Here is a 16,757-nt window from a genome sequence, read left to right as displayed (position 1 = left end):
CATTGCCCGGCCTCAAGCTGCACCCCCGAAGGGCTGCATGGAAGCGTCAACCTCGTTGAGGTCCAAGCGAATCAGGCGACGGTTGCGGTATCCGCGCAGGCGTCCGTCGGCGATCATCTGCCTGACGGTGCGATCGGTGACGCCGAGATACTCGGCAGTCTGATTGATCGTCGCATAGCGACGACGAGAGGGGGAGACGGAAGACATTCGGGAAGAGACTCCAGACACATGGCAGCCGCGATCCACGGCTTGTAGGTGTCCTTTTCGCCCCCGCTGGGGACCCGGCGTTCGTGACAGAACCGATTGGCGGTTACTGCCTTCCGCGCTCAGATCGTCCTCGGCGTCCTACGGCGTACTCCGGTCTGAGTCTCTTCGGGTTCTACTCTAGCAAACGCTTCCGCAATTCTCCGTAGCCGACACCGCCTAGGACTCAATGAGTTTCGAGAGGGCCTCGGCGATCGCCTTGTCTCGACCCTGCGCGGCGTGCTGGTAGCGCATGGCGGCCGCGACGGTGGAGTGTCCGAGCCGGGCCTGCAGATCAGCCAGCGTCGCACCGGACACTGCGGCGAGCACGGCGCCGGTGTGCCGGAGATCGTGGAACCGAAGGTCGCTGCGCCCGGCCGCATCTCGGGCAGGGTAGTAGTAGCGGTAGAGCGACGTCGGCGAGAGATACCCGCCACCGGGCGCGGGGAACAGCAGTGCCGACGGTGAGGGCGCAGTGTGCTTGTCGAGGTGGTCGGTGACAACAGGCAGCACGTGCGGGGGGATGTGGACGACGCGGACACCTGCATCCGACTTCGGCGTCGTCACCACGTAACGGCCGTCTTCGTCCTGGCGGATCGCGGCGCGGGTGATGGAGACCACGCCTTGGTCGAGGTCGACGTCGGAGCGGCGTAGCTCGATCAGCTCACCGAATCGCAACGCACACCAGCCGGCCAACAGCACCGCGGCGCGCAGATGGTCGGGCATGTTGTCGGCGATCGTGGCGAGTTCGCCGACGGTGGCGGGTGTGGTCCTCGACCGACGCGACGCCGACCCGGCACCCTCGACCCGGCACGGATTGGCGTCGATCAGATCGGAGTTGACCGCGGACGTCATGATCGTGCGCAGCAGGCTGTAGGCGTGCGCCCGCATGGTGTCTTTGCCCGGCAGCAGGGTGGCGTGCCATGTGCGCACTGAGGCCGGGGTGATCTGGTCGAGGCGTTTGTCGGCGAAGGTTGGCAGGACGTGGAGGTCGAGCAGTTCGCGGTAGTGGTCGCGGGTGCGGGTCTTGAGTGGGCGCCCGCGCACGGTTCTCGTCTCGAGCCACTCGTCGGCGTAGGGGCCGAAGGTGGGGGCGACGTCGCGGTCTGCGGCCGTGGGGTTCCAGAGGTCGCGGTCGATCTCGCGGCGACGATCAGACAGCCATGCCTCGGCGTCGATCTTCGCGGCGAAGGTCTTCGGCGCCTTGTGTTCGACACCGTCGGGGCCGGTGTATCGGGCCTGATACCGGCCCGACGGTAGCCGTCGGATGTTGCCGAATCCTCGTTTACTGGCCACTGCCATCTGTCCTTTCCATGCCAGATACGTGCCAGATGAGGTTACCTCAGCTTCCGTTTCCTTCCGCTCATCTCCGAGTTACTGTTTGTATTATCTGCAGGTAGAGGAGCGATTATGCAGGTGAGACATGACAACCGAATACGGCCGGTTTACTGGTTCGAGTCCAGTTGGGGGAGCAACAGAACGCCCGTCACCTGCAGTAATGCGGTGGCGGGCGTTCTTGTCGTGGCAGCGGTTTACCGTGGCGCCATGGCACTCACCACATCCGAACGAGAATTGTTCCTGGCCGAGCCCCATATCGCCGCTTTGGCCGCCGAGGCGGGCCCCGACCGTGCGCCCCTCGTGGTCCCGATCTGGTACCAGTACGTGCCCGGGGGATCTGTGTGGCTCCTCACCGGGACGTCATCGCGCAAGCTTGCGCTCATCCGGGAGGCGGGGCGCTGCAGCCTCATGGTCGAGACGCTGGAACCGACGATCCGGTACGTGTCGGTCTCGGGAGACATCGAGAGCTACACGGACGGGACGCGCGCGGAGCTCACCGAGATGGCGGCCCGTTATCTGCCTGCCGAGAAGGTTGCGGGTTACGTCGACTTCGCATGGGAGAACCACGGTGCCCAGACCAAGGTGGTGTTGCGCGTCGAGCAGTGGGTGTCATCCGACCTCGGCAGTCTGTGACCGCCAGGTCCCGCAACGTATCAGCGCCGCCCAGGGCGGAGCTGGTCGTCGGGGGTGACCAGCCCCGCCCTGGGCGGCGCCACGAGCCAACACTACCCGACCCGGAGCGGTGCATCGCGGCGGCCCGGTGCGACCGGCGAGTCTACGACGGGTCGTCCCAGATGCCGGTCTTCTCCAGATGCCGGGTGAGCCTGGTTGCGCCGTCGGTGAATTGGCGGCGCGTCTGCTCGACGATCTGGTCGCGATCGCCGACGCGGTAGGCCTCGATGAGTTTCGCGTGCGAATCGACGGCCACTTTGCCCCACTCGGGATCGGTGGCATACAGCTGTGACGGCGTGTAGCGGGTCGCGCTCAGCAGGAACCAGGCGAGCTTGCCGCCGGCGGCCACCAGGTTGTGTGCCCGGTGGAACCCGAACTCGGCGAGCGCCACCTGCTCTCCGTCGTCGAGTTCCAGTGCTTCGCGGAGTTGTTGGTTGTGACGCTCGAGTTCGACGATCTGATCCGGGGTGATCGCGTCGGCCGTACGCAGTGCGAGCTTCACCGCGATCTCACCCTGCAGCCAGAACAGATCGTCCACGTCGGTCCGGCTGAGTTCGGCAACGATGTAGCCGCGGTGTGGCGCGAGGTTCACCATGCCCTCGCCGCGCAACGTCAGCAGGGCCTCGCGCACAGGGGTCACACTCACGCCGAGACGTTCCGCCGTCTCGTCCATCCGGACATAGTCACCCGGGCGGATGGCGGCCGTCATGATCTGTTCCCGAAGGTGGGTGGCCACCTCTTCGGACAGTTGCGGTCGACGTCGCAGGCGTTGTGCGGGCGCGGAACGCTCGGTGCCTGCAGGGCTCTGCGAGGATGTCGCGCTGGGTCTCATTCGTGCCACCGTAGCCGGTCGATGGGACCGCGCCGAGTAACGGACCTCGGAGCCGAACCCGGTTTCTCAGTTCTGTGCCGACCCTCAAGGTAGCGCACATATATCTGATAGGCGTGACCGGAGCGCCGAATCGAGTCGCTACATTGGTCGCATGCCAAAGTCCCAGCGGCCGACGTCGGCCGAGAGCGACGCCGACGCGGTGGTCGACCCACCGCGCGACGACGCGCGTGAGCCAGGCGAGGTGACCCCGCTCGACGGCGACGGCTTCCTGGCCGTCAATCGCACCAACCGGGAACGGCTTCGGGAGGAAGCCCGGCAGAAGGCAGAGCGTGACTCACGGCGGCGGGGTCGGCGGACTGCGGACGGGTCAGGCGCCAGTGAATCGGCGGACATCGCCGCAGACGCGGAGGACGGGTCCGGTCCGGCAGCGGTCGACCGGAGACCCGGCCGGGTGGTGGCCCGACCGCGACGGACGACGATGCCCCGACGCTCACGCATGCTGGTCATCGGCTTGTCTGTGTTGGTCGTCGTGCTGGCCGTGACCACGGCCTATTTCGCGTACGCGGCGCAGCAGGCCGACCGACGCGCGGATGCGAGCGGGCCGGCGGAGGTCGCTCGTCAGGACGCGATGGACTCGGCGAAGCGCTATGCGGCGGTGGTGGCCACCTACGATCCGGCGAACTACGGCGACCTCGACCGGCGGATAGACGACATTGCCACGCCGGAGTTCGCCAAGTCCTACATCACCTCGTCCCAAGATGCCCGTCGCGGTAATGCCGCCGCCCGGGGGACCTCACGCGCGGAATCCAAAGAGGCGGGGCTGCAATCCATCTCGGACGGCAAGGCCGTCGTGTTGGTGACCTTGGACCAGACGGTGACGTCGCCAAGGGTGAGTGCGGAAGTGCCCGAGGGGATCCCCTACCAGTCCAGGGTCAAGGTGACCCTGGAACGGCGAGACGGTCGGTGGCTACTCGCCGACCTCGACACCGTCTGACGCCAACGAGTCCGCCTCCACACCGTGTGACCCGACACCGCCGAGCAGCAGTCGGAGCCCGAGTGCGGAGATCCGCTCGGGCGTCGGCCGGCGGTTCAGGCGGGTGAGATCGATGGTGACATTGAGTGCGGCCTGGACGAGGAATCGGGCCGCGACGGCGTTGAGTTCGGGCCGCTCCCGGGTGAGCCACGCAGCCCATTCCTCGACGTTGATGCGTTGTTGATTGCGCAATTCGGTCCGCTGGGCGGGCGGCACGTTGCCGATCTCGGAGACATACACCGACAACATCGCGGTGTTGGTGCAGCACAGATCCACGTACCGGGTCACCAGGGCGACGATGGCCTCCCGGGGCGTACTCGACGACGACAGTGCGTCCGCGATCAAGGCGGTGACCCGGTCGGAGGTCCGCCAGAACGCGGCCTGCAGAATCGCCGCTTTGCTCTCGAAATGGCGATATACCCCGGACGAGGGCAGGTCGGCGGCGCGTGCGATGTCGTCGATCGTCACCTCGCGAAAGCTCTGTGCCGCGAAGAGTTTCATCGCCTCGGTGAGGAGCACCTCGCGTTTGGCCGTCGGTGACAAGCCGGCCGGAGGTGGGCCGGTGTCGGCGTCGGGCCGAGTGGGCAGGTCGGCATCGCTCAGCGACATGGCCGCCCCGGTGATCAGATCGCCGATCTGGCGTGCCGGCAACGCCGCACGGTGGGTGGCCGGGCTGGCGACGACACTCGTCATCGCCGCGGTGATCAGATCGGCCGACTCGGCGTCGAGGCAAGGCCGCGCCCGGCGCAGTGCGTCACGGATCCGTCGATGCTGGGCGATGACGATCGACCGCACATATCGGGCGTCGTCGGTGTGGAGATAGTCGGCCTCCCAGTGATAGAGACCGCCGGTGCGGCGGTTGTCGATCGACGCGCCGGTGAGCGCCGCGAGCAGTCCACGCAGTTCCACCTCGGGACGGTTCGGGTCATGTGGGATCGATCCGGTGGCGTCGGCGAGCGCGTCGGCGAGATTCCGCGCGGTCTCCGCGAAGAGCGCATATTTGTTCGGGAAATGGCGATAAAGCGCGGGTGCGGAGATCCCGGCGGCGTCGGCGATGTCGTCGAGGCGGACCGCGTGATAGCCGTTCGCGCTGAAGGCCTTGGCCGCCGACCGCAGGATGACGTCGCGCCGGTCGGCCGGCCGGCGACGGCGCGCATGGTCGGTCTGGGGTGTCGCCGGTGGGGACGGCTGGGCGGTCATGTCGTGCGAGCATAGTCGGAGTTGATGTTCACCACGGCGATTCGGCCCTCGAGGCGATAAATGCCAGTAAAACGGCATCTTCCGCGAGGATAAGTTAATGAGTATTCTCGTGATCTGGATCGCACCGTGGTAGTAGTGTGGTCGACGAACGGGCCCCAGGGGGTCGGGAACGAGTGAGGGGCAAGACGGCGTGAGCGACAATGCGGCAGGTGCGGACGAGATCCGGGTCAGTGTGGATGACCGAGGGGTGGCCCGGATCGAGATCGACCGGCCGCATCGGATGAATGCGCTGAACGGGGCGGCGAGTCGCACCATCATCGACGCGTTCGACCAATGGTCGACGCGTGAGGATGTCCGTGTCGTGGTGATCGAGGGCGTCGGTGGGAGTTTCAGTACCGGCGCCGACGTCATCGACATCGCCGAGGCGGCCGGGGGGCCGGGTGGTGGTCTCGACGCGACGCAGGCCCGCGGTGTCATCTCGTCGGGATCGGACCTTGCACGCGCCGTCCGCGGGGTGGGGGTGCCGGTCGTGGCCGTCGTGGACGGTCCGGCCGCCGGAATCGGCGCCTCGCTGGCCTTGGCCTCCGACCTGATCTACGCGACCGAACGCTCCTACTTCTTGCTGGCCTTCATCAACATCGGTCTGATGCCCGACGGCGGGGCCTCCATGTCGGTGGCCGCAGCGGTGGGGCGGGCCAGGGCGAACGCGATGGCTCTGCTCGGCGAGAAGCTCCCCGCCACAGAGGCATTCGACGCCGGCCTGATCACCAAGGTGGTCGCCGATCGGGCGACTCTCGATGCCACCGTCGGGAAGGCGGTGGCGAAGCTGGCCGGATCGTCGTCGAGCGCGCTGCGACTGACCAAGGCAGCACTCGACGCCCACACGATGGCCGATTTCGACGAGGCGCTCGACCGCGAGCTCGAGGGGCAGACGACTCTGCTCCAGTCCGCCGAGTTCCAGGCGGCGATGGCGGCTTTCGCCGGCGCCAAGCGTTGATCGGCGTCCCTCGGCGGTGTCTGCCGGATCGCCCTTCGACCGACCACACCCGACCCGAAACCGTGACCGCCACAGCGTCACAGGACAGGAGACACCCATGACCGCCGCGATCGATCCCGGCCGCGACCTGACGACTGAACCGTTGCGCTCGCGCCGAAACCATTGGAACAACCAGGTGCGTAGGCACGCGTTCATGACGCCCGACCGGCCCGCTCTCAAGTTCCAGGGCACGGTCACCACATGGGCCGAGCTCGATGAGCGGGCGCGCGGATTCGCCGCGGCGCTCAGTCGACGGGGAGTGCAGTTCGGGGACCGCATCCTGATCCTCATGTTGAACCGCGCCGAGTACGTCGAGGCGGTGCTCGGCGCCAACCTGATCGGCGCGATCCCCGTGCCGGTCAACATCCGGATGAGCCCGGCGGAGATCGCGTTCCTGGTGACCGACAGCGGAGCGAAGCACATCGTCACCGAGTCGATGCTGGCACCGCTGGCGGATGCGGTCAGCGCCTCGACCGGTGCCATCGAGTCGATCGTCGTCGCCGGCGGTACCGAGAACGATGCCCACCTGGATTTCGAGGCGTTGGTGGCCGAGGATTCGTCGGATCTGCCGGAGACCGACATCCCGGAGGACACCGTGTCGCTGATCATGTACACGTCAGGCACCACGGGAAAACCCAAGGGCGCCATGCTGACCCACACCAACCTGCAGGCGCAGGCGGTGACCTGCCTACAGGCGCTGCAGACCTCGCGCGACGACATCGGTGCCTGTGTGGCCCCGATGTTCCACATCGCCGGCCTCGGTGCCATGACCCCGTTGATCTACATGGGCGCGCTGTCGGTGATCCACCCGCTCGGTGCATTCGACCCGAACGACATGCTCGACACCCTGGAGCGTGAGGGAACGACGTCGATCTTCTTGGTGCCCGCCCAGTGGCAGGCGGTGTGCGCTGCGCAGCAGGCCAATCCGCGTGATCTGAAACTGCGGGTGATCAGCTGGGGCGCGGCCCCGGCCTCGGACACGGTCCTGAACGCGATGAACGAGACCTTCCCGGACGCCGTCAACGTCGCCGTCTTCGGTCAGACCGAGATGTCTCCGATCACCTGCGTCCTCGAAGGCCGGGATGCTCTGCGCAAGGTCGGGTCGATCGGGAAGGTCGTGCCTGCGGTGACCGCGCGGGTCGTCGACCCGGAGATGAAGGACGTTCCCCGGGGGGACGTCGGCGAGATCGTCTACCGCGGCCCGAACATGATGAAGGGGTACTGGCAGAACCCGCAGGGGACGGCCGATGCATTCCACGGTGGGTGGTTCCATTCGGGTGATCTCGTGCGCGAGGATGAGGAGGGTTTCCTCTACGTCGTCGATCGAGCCAAGGACATGATCATCTCCGGCGGCGAGAACATCTACTGCGCCGAGGTGGAGAACGCGCTGTACGGCCACCCGAAGATCGCCGAGGCCGCGGTCATCGGTCGTGCCGATCAGAAATGGGGAGAGGTGCCGGTCGCCGTCGTGGTGCTCGCCGAGGGTACCGACGACCTCACCCTCGCCGAGCTCGAGCCGTATCTCAACGAGAATCTGGCCCGGTTCAAGCATCCGAAGGAGATGGTCATCGTCGACGTCCTGCCCCGCAACGCGGGCGGCAAGGTGGTCAAGCCGGCGCTGCGTTCGTCCTACGGAAGCAAGGACGCCGGCCTGGCGAACTGACCGTAGCCCTCACGGGCGGCGAAAATCGCGACTAGAACACGTTTCATTTTTGGCCGTGAGTGACTAGGGTCTCTCGTAGGATGTCTTGCGTCTGTCGGGGGTCGATCCGTCGGACGACGCGTGTCTACAAGTGGAGGAAGAGAAGTTGAAGACCAAGGGTGCGCTGCTGCGCGAACTCAACAAGCCGTGGGAGATCGAAGAGATCGAGATCGGCGATCCGCAGCGCAGCGAGATCAAGATCAGGATGGAAGCGGCCGGAATGTGCCATTCCGACCATCACCTGATGACCGGCGGAATCCCGATGGCGGGATTCCCGATCCTCGGTGGACACGAAGGCGCCGGAGTCGTGGCCGAAGTGGGGGAGGGCGTCACCGACTTCGAGGTCGGCGACCACGTGGTCCTGTCGTTCATCCCGTCGTGCGGCAAGTGTCCGTCGTGCAAGGCCGGTCTCGCCAACCTGTGCGACTTCGGGGCGATGCTCTTGCAGGGTGAAGCAGTGTCGGACAACACCTTCCGCATCCACACCGCGAAGGGCGAGGACGTCTACCCGATGACGCTGCTCGGCACCTTCTCGCCGTACATGGTCGTCCACGAGGCATCGGCCGTGAAGATCGACAAGGACATCCCGTTCGAGGTCGCCGCCCTGTGCGGATGCGGCATCCCGACCGGTTACGGCTCGTCCACCCGCAGTGGCCACGTCCGCCCCGGCGAAGACGTGGCGATCGTCGGCGTCGGCGGCGTCGGCACGGCCGCGTTGCAGGGCGCCGTGATCTCGGGTGCGCGCAACGTGATCGCCATCGATCCGGTGGAGTGGAAGCGCGAGCAGGCGATGAAGTTCGGCGCCACGCACACTTTCGCGTCGGTCGAAGAGGCCGCGATGGGTATCGCGGAGCTCACCCAGGGGCACATGTGCCACAAGGTCATCGTCACCGTGGGTGAGGTACACGGCAAGGACGTCGACACGTGGATGGGGATCACCGCCAAGGCCGGGACGTGCGTGCTGACCGGCATGGGCAACATGATGGAATCCGAGGTGACCCTCAACCTCGCGATGCTGACCCTGCTGCAGAAGAACCTGCAGGGCTCGATCTTCGGCGGCGCCAACCCGAAGCTCGACATCCCGCAGCTCCTCTCGATGTACCGCATGGGCAAGCTCAACATCGAGGACATGATCACCCGTCAGTACCGCCTCGACCAGATCAACGAGGGTTACCAGGACATGCTCGAGGGTCGAAACATCCGCGGCGTGATCCGGTACACCGACGAGGATCACTGACCATCACGGACGGTAGTGTCGTGCGGTGTGTCGCCACTTGATGCATTAGCCGACTGGCCGGTCGACCACGTGTCGGCCGTAGTTGTCACCGCGAACGGGGTCGTCGAGCAATTCGGCGACCCCGATCGTGTCTTCGAGCTCGCCTCGGTCACCAAACTCCTTGTGGCCGAGGCGGTTCTCATCGCGGTGGAAGAAGGTGCCGTCGAACTCGACGATGCCGCCGGTCCGCCGGGGGCCACCGTCGCGCACCTGCTCGCCCACGCGTCGGGACTCGCCTTCGACAGCCGCGAGGTCGCGGCGCCGGTGGCGACCCAGCGCATCTACTCGAGTGCGGGATTCGAGGTGCTCGCCGAGACGGTCGAGAACGTCACCGACATCGCTTTCGCCGACTACCTCGGTGAGGCGGTGTGCGAACCCCTCGGCCTGTTGTCGACGGAGTTGGCCGGGCCGGCCGGCCACGGGGCTCGATCGACCGCCGCCGACCTGGGGCGCTTCGCCACCGAACTCCTGTCGCCGACTCTGCTGTCGACGGATCTGGCCGCTCGCGCGTCGTCGGTGGAGTTCCCCGGTCTCGACGGCTTCGTCCCGGGATACGGGAAACACCGCCCCAACGACTGGGGGCTGGGGTTCGAGATCCGGGCGGAGAAGAAGCCGCACTGGACCGGCACGCAGAACTCGCCGCCGACCTTCGGCCACTTCGGTCAGAGCGGCACATTCCTCTGGGTGGACCCGGTCCTCGCCACGGCATGTGTCGTGCTCACCGACCGTGCATTCGGTGCATGGGCCAAGCCGCTGTGGAGCGACTTCAACGACGCGGTCGTCGCCGAGTTGTCGCGGTGATCGAGAAACCTGAGAAAGCACTCCAGAAACTGGCGCAACACGGGCAACTTGAGGCACAATTAACCACACAAGTGTGATATCTGGTTTCCGAGGTGTGTTGGGGAAGACGTTCCTCGTCGAAACCGGAGGTGAAAAGGTGCGCAATCTGAGTCAGTTTGCGGACAGGACGACAGGAGTGGTGTACATCCACTCGGCGCCGGTGGCGCTATGCCCGCATGTCGAGTGGGCTCTGTCGTCGACCCTGAATGCGCGGGCCAACCTGAAGTGGTCCGCGCAAGAGGCCGACCCCGGTATGCAACGTGCCACCGTTGACTGGGCCGGCCCGGTCGGCACTGCCGCGCGCCTGGTGACGGCGCTGCGAGAGTGGTCGGCGTTGCGCTTCGAGGTGACCGAGAACGCCAGCGACGGCGTCGACGGCGAGCGCTTCAGCTACGTGCCCGGCCTCGGGCTGTGGCGTGGCTCCACGAGCGCGAACGGCGACGTCATGATCGGCGAGATGCAGTTGCGCGCGCTCATCGAATCCCAGCCCGACAGCGCCGGACTCGCCGGCGAACTGGAGGCCGCACTCGGCACGGCATGGGACGACGCGCTGGAGTCGTACCGCATGGGCGGCGCCGGTGCAGAGGTGACCTGGCTCCAGCAGCGCGTCGGATAGACCCCTCGGCGGTACCACCCACCGCCGATACGAGATTCGGCCCCGGTAGCGAACTGCCGGGGCCGAATTGCTGTGCTGTGTCGGTCGGAGGTCTCGATACGCGACTCCTTCGTCGCCGCTACTCGACCGGCGGAGGGGACGTGCTGCTCGACGGGCGGAGGGGTCGACGGGCGGAGGGGTCGACGGGCGGAGGAAGCGCGCTGTTCGACCGGCGGTGGGTTCACGGCCGTCGAGACCGGTTCACGCTGATCGAGTAGGCACCGAGCCGTAGCGAGGCGTCGTATCGAGATCGCCTCGCGTGCCGCGCGTCCGAAGGTCAGAGCGGGATGTTCTTGTGACGACCACGCCGTGCCGGTGCTGCCGCGAGCGCCTCGGCGATTCGGCTGCGGGTGGTCGCGGGGTCGATCACGTCGTCGACCACACCGATCGACTGGGCGCGGCCGAGACCACCGGCGATCGCCTCGTGCTCGACCGTCAGACGATCGTGCAGGGCTTCCCGCTCGTCGTCCGGTGCGGCGGCGAGCGCCTTCTTGTGGAGGATGCCGACGGCCGCCTTGGCGCCCATCACGGCCACCTCCGAGCCCGGCCACGCGAAGACCGCCGTGGCGCCGAGGGCGCGCGCATTCATCGCGATGTACGCGCCGCCGTAGATTTTTCGCGTCACCAGCGTGACACGGGGAACGGTGCATTCGGCGAAGGCGTGCAGCAGCTTGGCACCGCGACGCACCACGCCGTTCCATTCCTGGCCGACGCCGGGCAGGTAGCCGGGGACGTCGGTGACGACGATCAGCGGGATACCGAAAGCGTCGCAGAGTCGGACGAATCGCGCGGCCTTCTCGGCGCTCTCCGAGTTCAGACAACCGCCCATGCGGAGCGGGTTGTTGGCGATGACGCCGACGCTGCGCCCGGACAGCCTGCCGAATCCCACCACGATGTTCGGAGCCCACTTCGCCTGCAGCTCTTCGAAAGTGGAGATCTCGGTCTCGCCGTCGGCGGCCATCTGAGTGTCGAGCATCTGCTCGACGATCGGATGCACGTCGTAGGCGCGACGATTCGATTCGGGCAACAACGCCATGAGGTCGACGTCGCCGGCCTCGGCCTGCTCCCGATTGAAGTGGCCCTGCCGGCTGAACGTCGACACGAGTCGGCGTGCGCGCCAGTATGCGTCCGGCTCGGAGTCGGCGATGATGTGGCACACGCCCGACTTCTTGCCGTGGGTGAGCGGACCACCGAGCGACTCCATGTCGACGGATTCGCCGGTGACGCTCTTGACCACGTCGGGACCCGTGACGAACACGCGGCCCGCCGGGGCCATGATCACGACGTCGGTGAGTGCTGGTCCGTACGCGGCACCGCCGGCGGCGAAGCCGACGACCACCGAGATCTGCGGCACGTAGCCGGAGGCGCGGACCATCGCCTCGAAGACCTGGCCGACCGCGTGGAGCGCCTCGACGCCCTCCGCGAGCCGGGCACCACCGGAATGCCAGATGCCGATGACCGGCGTCTGCTCGGTGATGGCGGTGTCGATCGCGTTCACGATGTGAGCGCAACCCACCACACCCATGGCACCGCCCATCACGGTGCCATCGGTGCAATAAGAGACAGTGCGAACGCCGTTGACCGAGCCGATGGCGGCCTGCACACCCGACTTGTCGCGAGCGTGCAGGAGCGACATCGTGCCTTCGTCGAAGAAGTTGGTCAGCCGGAGCAGCGGATCACGGGGATCCGCAGCTTCCTCATGGCCGGTGATGGGAGCCAATGTGGTCATCGCTGTCTCCTGTGTGTCGGGGTGGTGTATCAGTAGCGACCGAAGGTGAGCGCGACGTTGTGCCCACCGAATCCGAACGAGTTGTTCAACGCGTAGTCGATCTGCCCATAACGGGCTTCACCGTGAACTACGTCGAGGTCGCACTCCGGATCCTGGTTCTGCAGGTTGAGCGTGGGAGGGATGACACCCTCTTCGACGCTCTTGATGGTGAGCACGGACTCCAGCGCCCCGACTGCGCCGATGGAGTGCCCCAGCGCCGACTTGGGCGCGTACACCGCAGCATGCTGACCGACTGCCGCGTTGATACCCGCCGCCTCGGCCGTGTCGCCGATGGGAGTCGACGTCGCATGTGCGTTGATGTGACTGATGTCGGCCTTGGTGAGGCCGGCCGTCTGGATCGCACGGGTCATGGCACGGGCGTTCCCCTGTCCGCTTGGATCCGGTGCCACCAGATGGAAGCCATCCGAGGTGATACCGGCGCCGAGCAGGCGGGCGTGGATGTGTGCACCCCGTGCCTTGGCATGCTCTTCGCGCTCGATGATCATCATCGCCGCGCCCTCGCCGAACACGAAGCCGTCGCGATCCTTGTCGAACGGCCGTGAGGCACCCGCAGGGTCCTCGTTGCGCGTGCTCATCGCACGCATCATCGAGAACGCCGCGATCGGAATCGCGTCGATGTGACCCTCGACGCCACCGGTGACGACCATGTCGGCGTCACCCATGACGATGTGTCGCCACGCATGTGCGATGGCCTCCGCACCCGACGAGCACGCCGAGACGGGGGTGATCACACCGGCACGCGCACCGACATTGAGTCCGGTGACCGCGGCCGGGCCGTTCGGCATCGCCATCGAGACGGCCAGTGGCGAGACCTTGCGGTAGTTGCCCGACTGTTCGATCGCCTTGACGGCCTCGACCATCGCATCTCCGCCACCCTGACCGGTGCCCAAGACGACGGCCAGACGGTCGGGGTCGACCTCCGGCTCGCCTGCCTGGGCCCACAGGCGCTTGCTCATGACATGTGCGATGCGCTCGACGTAGGCCATGCGGCGTGCTTCGACGCGCGTCACTTCCTCGGACGGATCCTTGATCAGACGACCGCCGATGCGGCACGGCAGGTCGCCGTACTTGGTGACGAAGTCATCAGTCAGTTCACGGATGCCCGACTCACCCGCCACCAGCTTCTTCCACGTGGTGTCGAGATCTTCGCCCAGCGAGGTGGTGGCCACCATGGAGGTGACCACCACGCTCGGGAAGTTCCCGCCCAGCGTTGAGTATTCGCGGAGGGATGGGGAGCTCACGAGTTCTTGTCTGCCTCGACCTTGGCCTGGATGGCGGCAGCAGCCTCGGGGTTCTCCGTCTCGAGCTTCTGGATGTAGGAGACGGCGTCGCCGACGGTGCGGAGGCCGGCGAGATCCTCGTCGGGGATCTTCACGCCGTACTTGTCTTCGGTCTGCACGGCGATCTCCACCATCGACAGCGAGTCGATGTCGAGGTCGTCGACGAACGACTTCTCCATGGTCACCTCGGACGGCTCGATGCCGGTGACTTCCTCGATGATCTCGGCGATGCCGGCGATGAGTTCTTCCTGGGTGGCAGCCACGATGTGGTTCCCTTCTTGGTTTGCTCTGTGATGTTCTCCGGAGCACTCACGAGCATCCCGCCCATGAGTGATTGGACAACCGGTGATCCGGTCTTCCGGGGGTCACGGCCTGTCGCCGTGACCGCTATCCAAGTTCGGTGATGTTGTCGAGGTTGTCGGCCATTTTCAGCGCCAGGGTCGGCGTGCCCTTCAACTCTCGTTTGGCAATGCCGACGAGCGTGCCCGCGGGCGGAAGCTCGACGACGGCAGTGGTGGCCTGCTCGCGCATGTACGCGGAACACAGGTCCCAGCGGACCGGTTTCGTCACCTGTCCTACTAGTCTTGTCAGCGCGTCGGCGCCATTCGTTACAGGTTGGCCATCGAAATTGGACAACAGCGTCCGACTGGGGTCTGCGGGCGTGATCTTTGCCGCGGCCGCGGCGACGGCCTCCTGCGCTGGGGCCATGAATCGAGTATGGAACGCTCCCGCGACTGCGAGCTTACGCGTGCGAGCCTTTTCCGGCGGGTTGGCGATGAGCTCGTCGATGGCGGCCACAGCGCCGGCGGCCACGATCTGGCCGGCGGCGTTGCGGTTGGCCGGGACGAGGTCGAGTTCGTCGAGGCGCGCGAGGACGGCGGATTCGTCGCCGCCGAGAACCGCGGCCATCGTGGTCGGTTCGAGTGCGCAGGCCTTGGCCATCTCGGCACCACGGATGGCGGCCAGTGACACGGCCTCGTCGCTGCTGATGACACCGGTGATGGCAGCGGCGGCGAGCTCACCGACGGAATGGCCCGCGACGATCGCATCGGCGGCCAGTTCCGAACGTCTCGCGAGTTCTTGGTACGCCAGCAGCGCCGACGCGACCACCAGCGGTTGGGTCACCGCGGTGTCGGTGATCTCGTCCGCGGTCGCGGTGGTGCCGAGGCGCTCGAGATCGAGGCCGGTCAGCTTCGACCATGTCGAGAGTTGGTCCCGGGCACCGGCAAGTTCCAACCACGGGGACAGCATCCCGGGTGTCTGTGAGCCCTGGCCGGGCGCAAGCATCGAAAGCACGTGACCAGAGAACACTGTCTGAGGGCACTTTGTGGGTGTCGAGGCCCATGAACCTTGTCGCAACCTTTTGTGGGGTTCCCACAAACTTGATCTAACCCACACCTGGTTCGACACCACTTTGAGATGCGTTATCAAAACGTGTCCCAGGGAGTGTGATCAGCGGAAACGTCGAAACCGGGCTGTGGCTGGTGTGGCTCATGTGGCCAATGAGTGCGTTTCGTTTTGGAAGTGTGTCAATCGACCAACAGTCGCCGCGACCCTCAGGACGTAGCCGTCGCGAGGGTTAGTTGGATCACGTCCTGTGATTTCCGAAATTTTCTTCAGTCTGTAGCGAACCGTATTTGGATGGATATACAGAACGCGGGCGCAACTCTCGACCGATCCTCCAGAGTCGAGATAGGCCTCGAGGGTCGCGTTGAGGGTGCTGCCACCCTTCGCCAGCGGACGGACCAACGACTCGTTCAGTGCGGCCATCGCCGCCGTGTCGCCATTGAGCGCGCGCTCGGGAAGCAATTCGAGACTGTGGACCGGGCGCGGCGCGTTCGGCCAGCCGACCACTGCCGCGATACCGGACATCGCCTCGCTGGCGCTCGTGTGTGCGCTGCCCAGGTTCGGCATCGTCGGTCCGATCACCACCGGACCGTCGGCGAAATGGGTCAGCAACTCGGTGACGAACCGTTCGCCGGGTTTGACGGCTCCGCTGACGATGGCGACCAGGAAGGTGCCCTGGACCACCGAGAGCGCCGACCGGTCGAACTGTTTCGCGGTGTTGTGGATGGCGAGCGGCACCGAGACGTTCTGCTCCGGCGGCGGGGTCCCGACGATGATGGTGGCCGGTGCGTCGGAGTCCCAGTTGAGGGCAGCGGCCCGGGACGAGAGCTGCGGTCCGGTGTCACCGCGGACGACGGCGTCTACGACGAGCGCCTCGAGGCGGGAGTCCCAGGCGCCGCGCGACTCGGCGGCCGAGGCGTAGATCGAAGCGGCGGCGAACCCGATCTCGCGGCCGTAGCGCAGCACCGATTCGGTGAGCGCCCGGAGCTGAGCGTCGTTGCGGGCGAGCAGTGGGAGCCATTTCTCGAAGAACTCCATCGCCACGCGCACCATCTCGACGGTCTGCAGCAGCGTGATGCGTCGTGCGAGGTCCTGCGGGACCACCTGGAAGGCCTGGACGGTGAACTTGACGTTGCCCTCGGGGTCCTGAATCCACTCGACGAAGTTGACCACCGCCGTCTGGACGACCAGCTGAACGCTCGCGCGCTGGGCGGCGTCGAGGTCGGCGAAGTACGGGAGCTGGTCCTGCATCGAATGGACCGCCTCGGTGGCCAGTCGTCCGCTGTACTGCTTGACCCGTCGCAGCAGTGTGTCGGGGAGCGCATCGTGCACGGTGGCGGGTGCGGGGACGTGGGCTCCCCGCGCACCGAACACGTCGGCCGTCGCTGCCTCCTGGTTCACGCGTGCATCGCTCACCGTCTCAATCTATGCCCATGCGTCGGGGGGCCGGACCCGGGGGGGGGGGGCGCCCCCGGGGGGAAACGCGGGGGGGGGGGCGGCCCCCCCCCCCGCCG

16 protein-coding genes are annotated in these 16,757 nt (G+C 66.4%); 7 read left to right on the top strand and 9 right to left on the bottom strand.

Annotated features, from left to right (window positions below; translation table 11 throughout):
* Positions 1 to 12 precede the first annotated feature (12 nt).
* Both ACLQ3I_RS01250 and ACLQ3I_RS01245 read right to left on the bottom strand, forming a co-directional pair.
* Complete coding sequence (locus ACLQ3I_RS01250) at positions 13 to 207, bottom strand: excisionase family DNA-binding protein (RefSeq protein WP_425799911.1); 195 nt, start codon at positions 205 to 207, stop codon at positions 13 to 15.
* 216 nt (positions 208 to 423) lie between these two features.
* Positions 424 to 1,545, bottom strand: a complete 1,122-nt coding sequence (locus ACLQ3I_RS01245; RefSeq protein ID WP_425799910.1) for a tyrosine-type recombinase/integrase — start codon at positions 1,543 to 1,545, stop codon at positions 424 to 426.
* 243 nt (positions 1,546 to 1,788) lie between these two features.
* Between ACLQ3I_RS01245 and ACLQ3I_RS01240 the strand changes: the two genes are divergently transcribed.
* Positions 1,789 to 2,214 (top strand): pyridoxamine 5'-phosphate oxidase family protein, encoded by a 426-nt coding sequence (locus ACLQ3I_RS01240; protein WP_425791716.1) that lies wholly within the window; start codon positions 1,789 to 1,791, stop codon positions 2,212 to 2,214.
* 142 nt (positions 2,215 to 2,356) lie between these two features.
* On the opposite strand, the gene ACLQ3I_RS01235 is transcribed toward ACLQ3I_RS01240, so the two are convergent.
* A complete protein-coding gene (locus ACLQ3I_RS01235) occupies positions 2,357 to 3,085 on the bottom strand; it encodes a GntR family transcriptional regulator (RefSeq protein ID WP_425791718.1) in 729 nt (242 codons plus the stop codon).
* A gap of 151 nt (positions 3,086 to 3,236) precedes the next feature.
* On the opposite strand from ACLQ3I_RS01235, the gene ACLQ3I_RS01230 reads away from it, so the two are divergent.
* Positions 3,237 to 4,079, top strand: coding sequence for a hypothetical protein (locus ACLQ3I_RS01230; RefSeq protein ID WP_425799909.1), 843 nt, complete (start codon positions 3,237 to 3,239; stop codon positions 4,077 to 4,079).
* On the opposite strand, the gene ACLQ3I_RS01225 is transcribed toward ACLQ3I_RS01230, so the two are convergent.
* Positions 4,053 to 5,318, bottom strand: a complete 1,266-nt coding sequence (locus ACLQ3I_RS01225) for a TetR/AcrR family transcriptional regulator (protein ID WP_425799908.1) — start codon at positions 5,316 to 5,318, stop codon at positions 4,053 to 4,055. The two genes, ACLQ3I_RS01230 and ACLQ3I_RS01225, sit on opposite strands and share 27 nt — an antisense overlap.
* 190 nt (positions 5,319 to 5,508) lie before the next feature.
* Between ACLQ3I_RS01225 and ACLQ3I_RS01220 the strand changes: the two genes are divergently transcribed.
* The 5 genes from ACLQ3I_RS01220 (at position 5,509) to ACLQ3I_RS01200 (ending at position 10,788) form a co-directional block, all read left to right on the top strand.
* Entirely contained in the window at positions 5,509 to 6,315 is an 807-nt protein-coding gene (locus tag ACLQ3I_RS01220; protein ID WP_425791724.1) for an enoyl-CoA hydratase-related protein, read from the top strand.
* A 97-nt stretch (positions 6,316 to 6,412) separates the two neighbouring features.
* The gene (fadD5, locus tag ACLQ3I_RS01215) at positions 6,413 to 8,017 is read left to right on the top strand and encodes a fatty-acid--CoA ligase FadD5 (protein ID WP_425799907.1); all 1,605 of its coding nucleotides are present in this window, start codon (positions 6,413 to 6,415) and stop codon (positions 8,015 to 8,017) included.
* A gap of 145 nt (positions 8,018 to 8,162) precedes the next feature.
* Positions 8,163 to 9,293 carry an NDMA-dependent alcohol dehydrogenase gene (locus tag ACLQ3I_RS01210; protein ID WP_425792098.1) on the top strand — a complete coding sequence of 377 codons (1,131 nt, stop codon included), beginning with the start codon at positions 8,163 to 8,165 and terminating at the stop codon, positions 9,291 to 9,293.
* Positions 9,294 to 9,320: 27 nt separating this feature from the next.
* On the top strand, positions 9,321 to 10,133 hold the full coding sequence (locus tag ACLQ3I_RS01205) for a serine hydrolase domain-containing protein (RefSeq protein WP_425791728.1): 813 nt from the start codon (positions 9,321 to 9,323) through the stop codon (positions 10,131 to 10,133).
* Between the two features lie 136 nt (positions 10,134 to 10,269).
* Positions 10,270 to 10,788 carry a DUF3145 domain-containing protein gene (locus ACLQ3I_RS01200; RefSeq protein WP_425791730.1) on the top strand — a complete coding sequence of 173 codons (519 nt, stop codon included), beginning with the start codon at positions 10,270 to 10,272 and terminating at the stop codon, positions 10,786 to 10,788.
* Between the two features lie 316 nt (positions 10,789 to 11,104).
* On the opposite strand, the gene ACLQ3I_RS01195 is transcribed toward ACLQ3I_RS01200, so the two are convergent.
* The 5 genes from ACLQ3I_RS01195 to ACLQ3I_RS01175 form a co-directional block, all read right to left on the bottom strand.
* Entirely contained in the window at positions 11,105 to 12,556 is a 1,452-nt protein-coding gene (locus ACLQ3I_RS01195) for an acyl-CoA carboxylase subunit beta (RefSeq protein WP_425791732.1), read from the bottom strand.
* 29 nt (positions 12,557 to 12,585) lie between these two features.
* The gene (locus ACLQ3I_RS01190; protein WP_425791733.1) at positions 12,586 to 13,857 is read right to left on the bottom strand and encodes a KasA/KasB family beta-ketoacyl-ACP synthase; all 1,272 of its coding nucleotides are present in this window, start codon (positions 13,855 to 13,857) and stop codon (positions 12,586 to 12,588) included.
* Entirely contained in the window at positions 13,854 to 14,159 is a 306-nt protein-coding gene (gene acpM, locus ACLQ3I_RS01185) for a meromycolate extension acyl carrier protein AcpM (protein ID WP_425791735.1), read from the bottom strand. Before acpM ends, ACLQ3I_RS01190 begins: the two co-directional genes overlap by 4 nt.
* 124 nt (positions 14,160 to 14,283) lie before the next feature.
* On the bottom strand, positions 14,284 to 15,192 hold the full coding sequence (locus tag ACLQ3I_RS01180; RefSeq protein ID WP_425799906.1) for an ACP S-malonyltransferase: 909 nt from the start codon (positions 15,190 to 15,192) through the stop codon (positions 14,284 to 14,286).
* A 195-nt stretch (positions 15,193 to 15,387) separates the two neighbouring features.
* Positions 15,388 to 16,659: a PucR family transcriptional regulator gene (locus tag ACLQ3I_RS01175; protein WP_425791739.1), complete on the bottom strand. Its 1,272-nt coding sequence runs from the start codon at positions 16,657 to 16,659 to the stop codon at positions 15,388 to 15,390.
* Between the last annotated feature and the right edge of the window lie 98 nt (positions 16,660 to 16,757).

The organism is Gordonia sp. DT101 (assembly GCF_049844895.1).
GTDB lineage: Bacteria > Actinomycetota > Actinomycetes > Mycobacteriales > Mycobacteriaceae > Gordonia.
The sequence above is the reverse complement of the archived record's forward strand: the minus strand, read 5'-3'. Positions and strand labels throughout refer to the sequence as shown.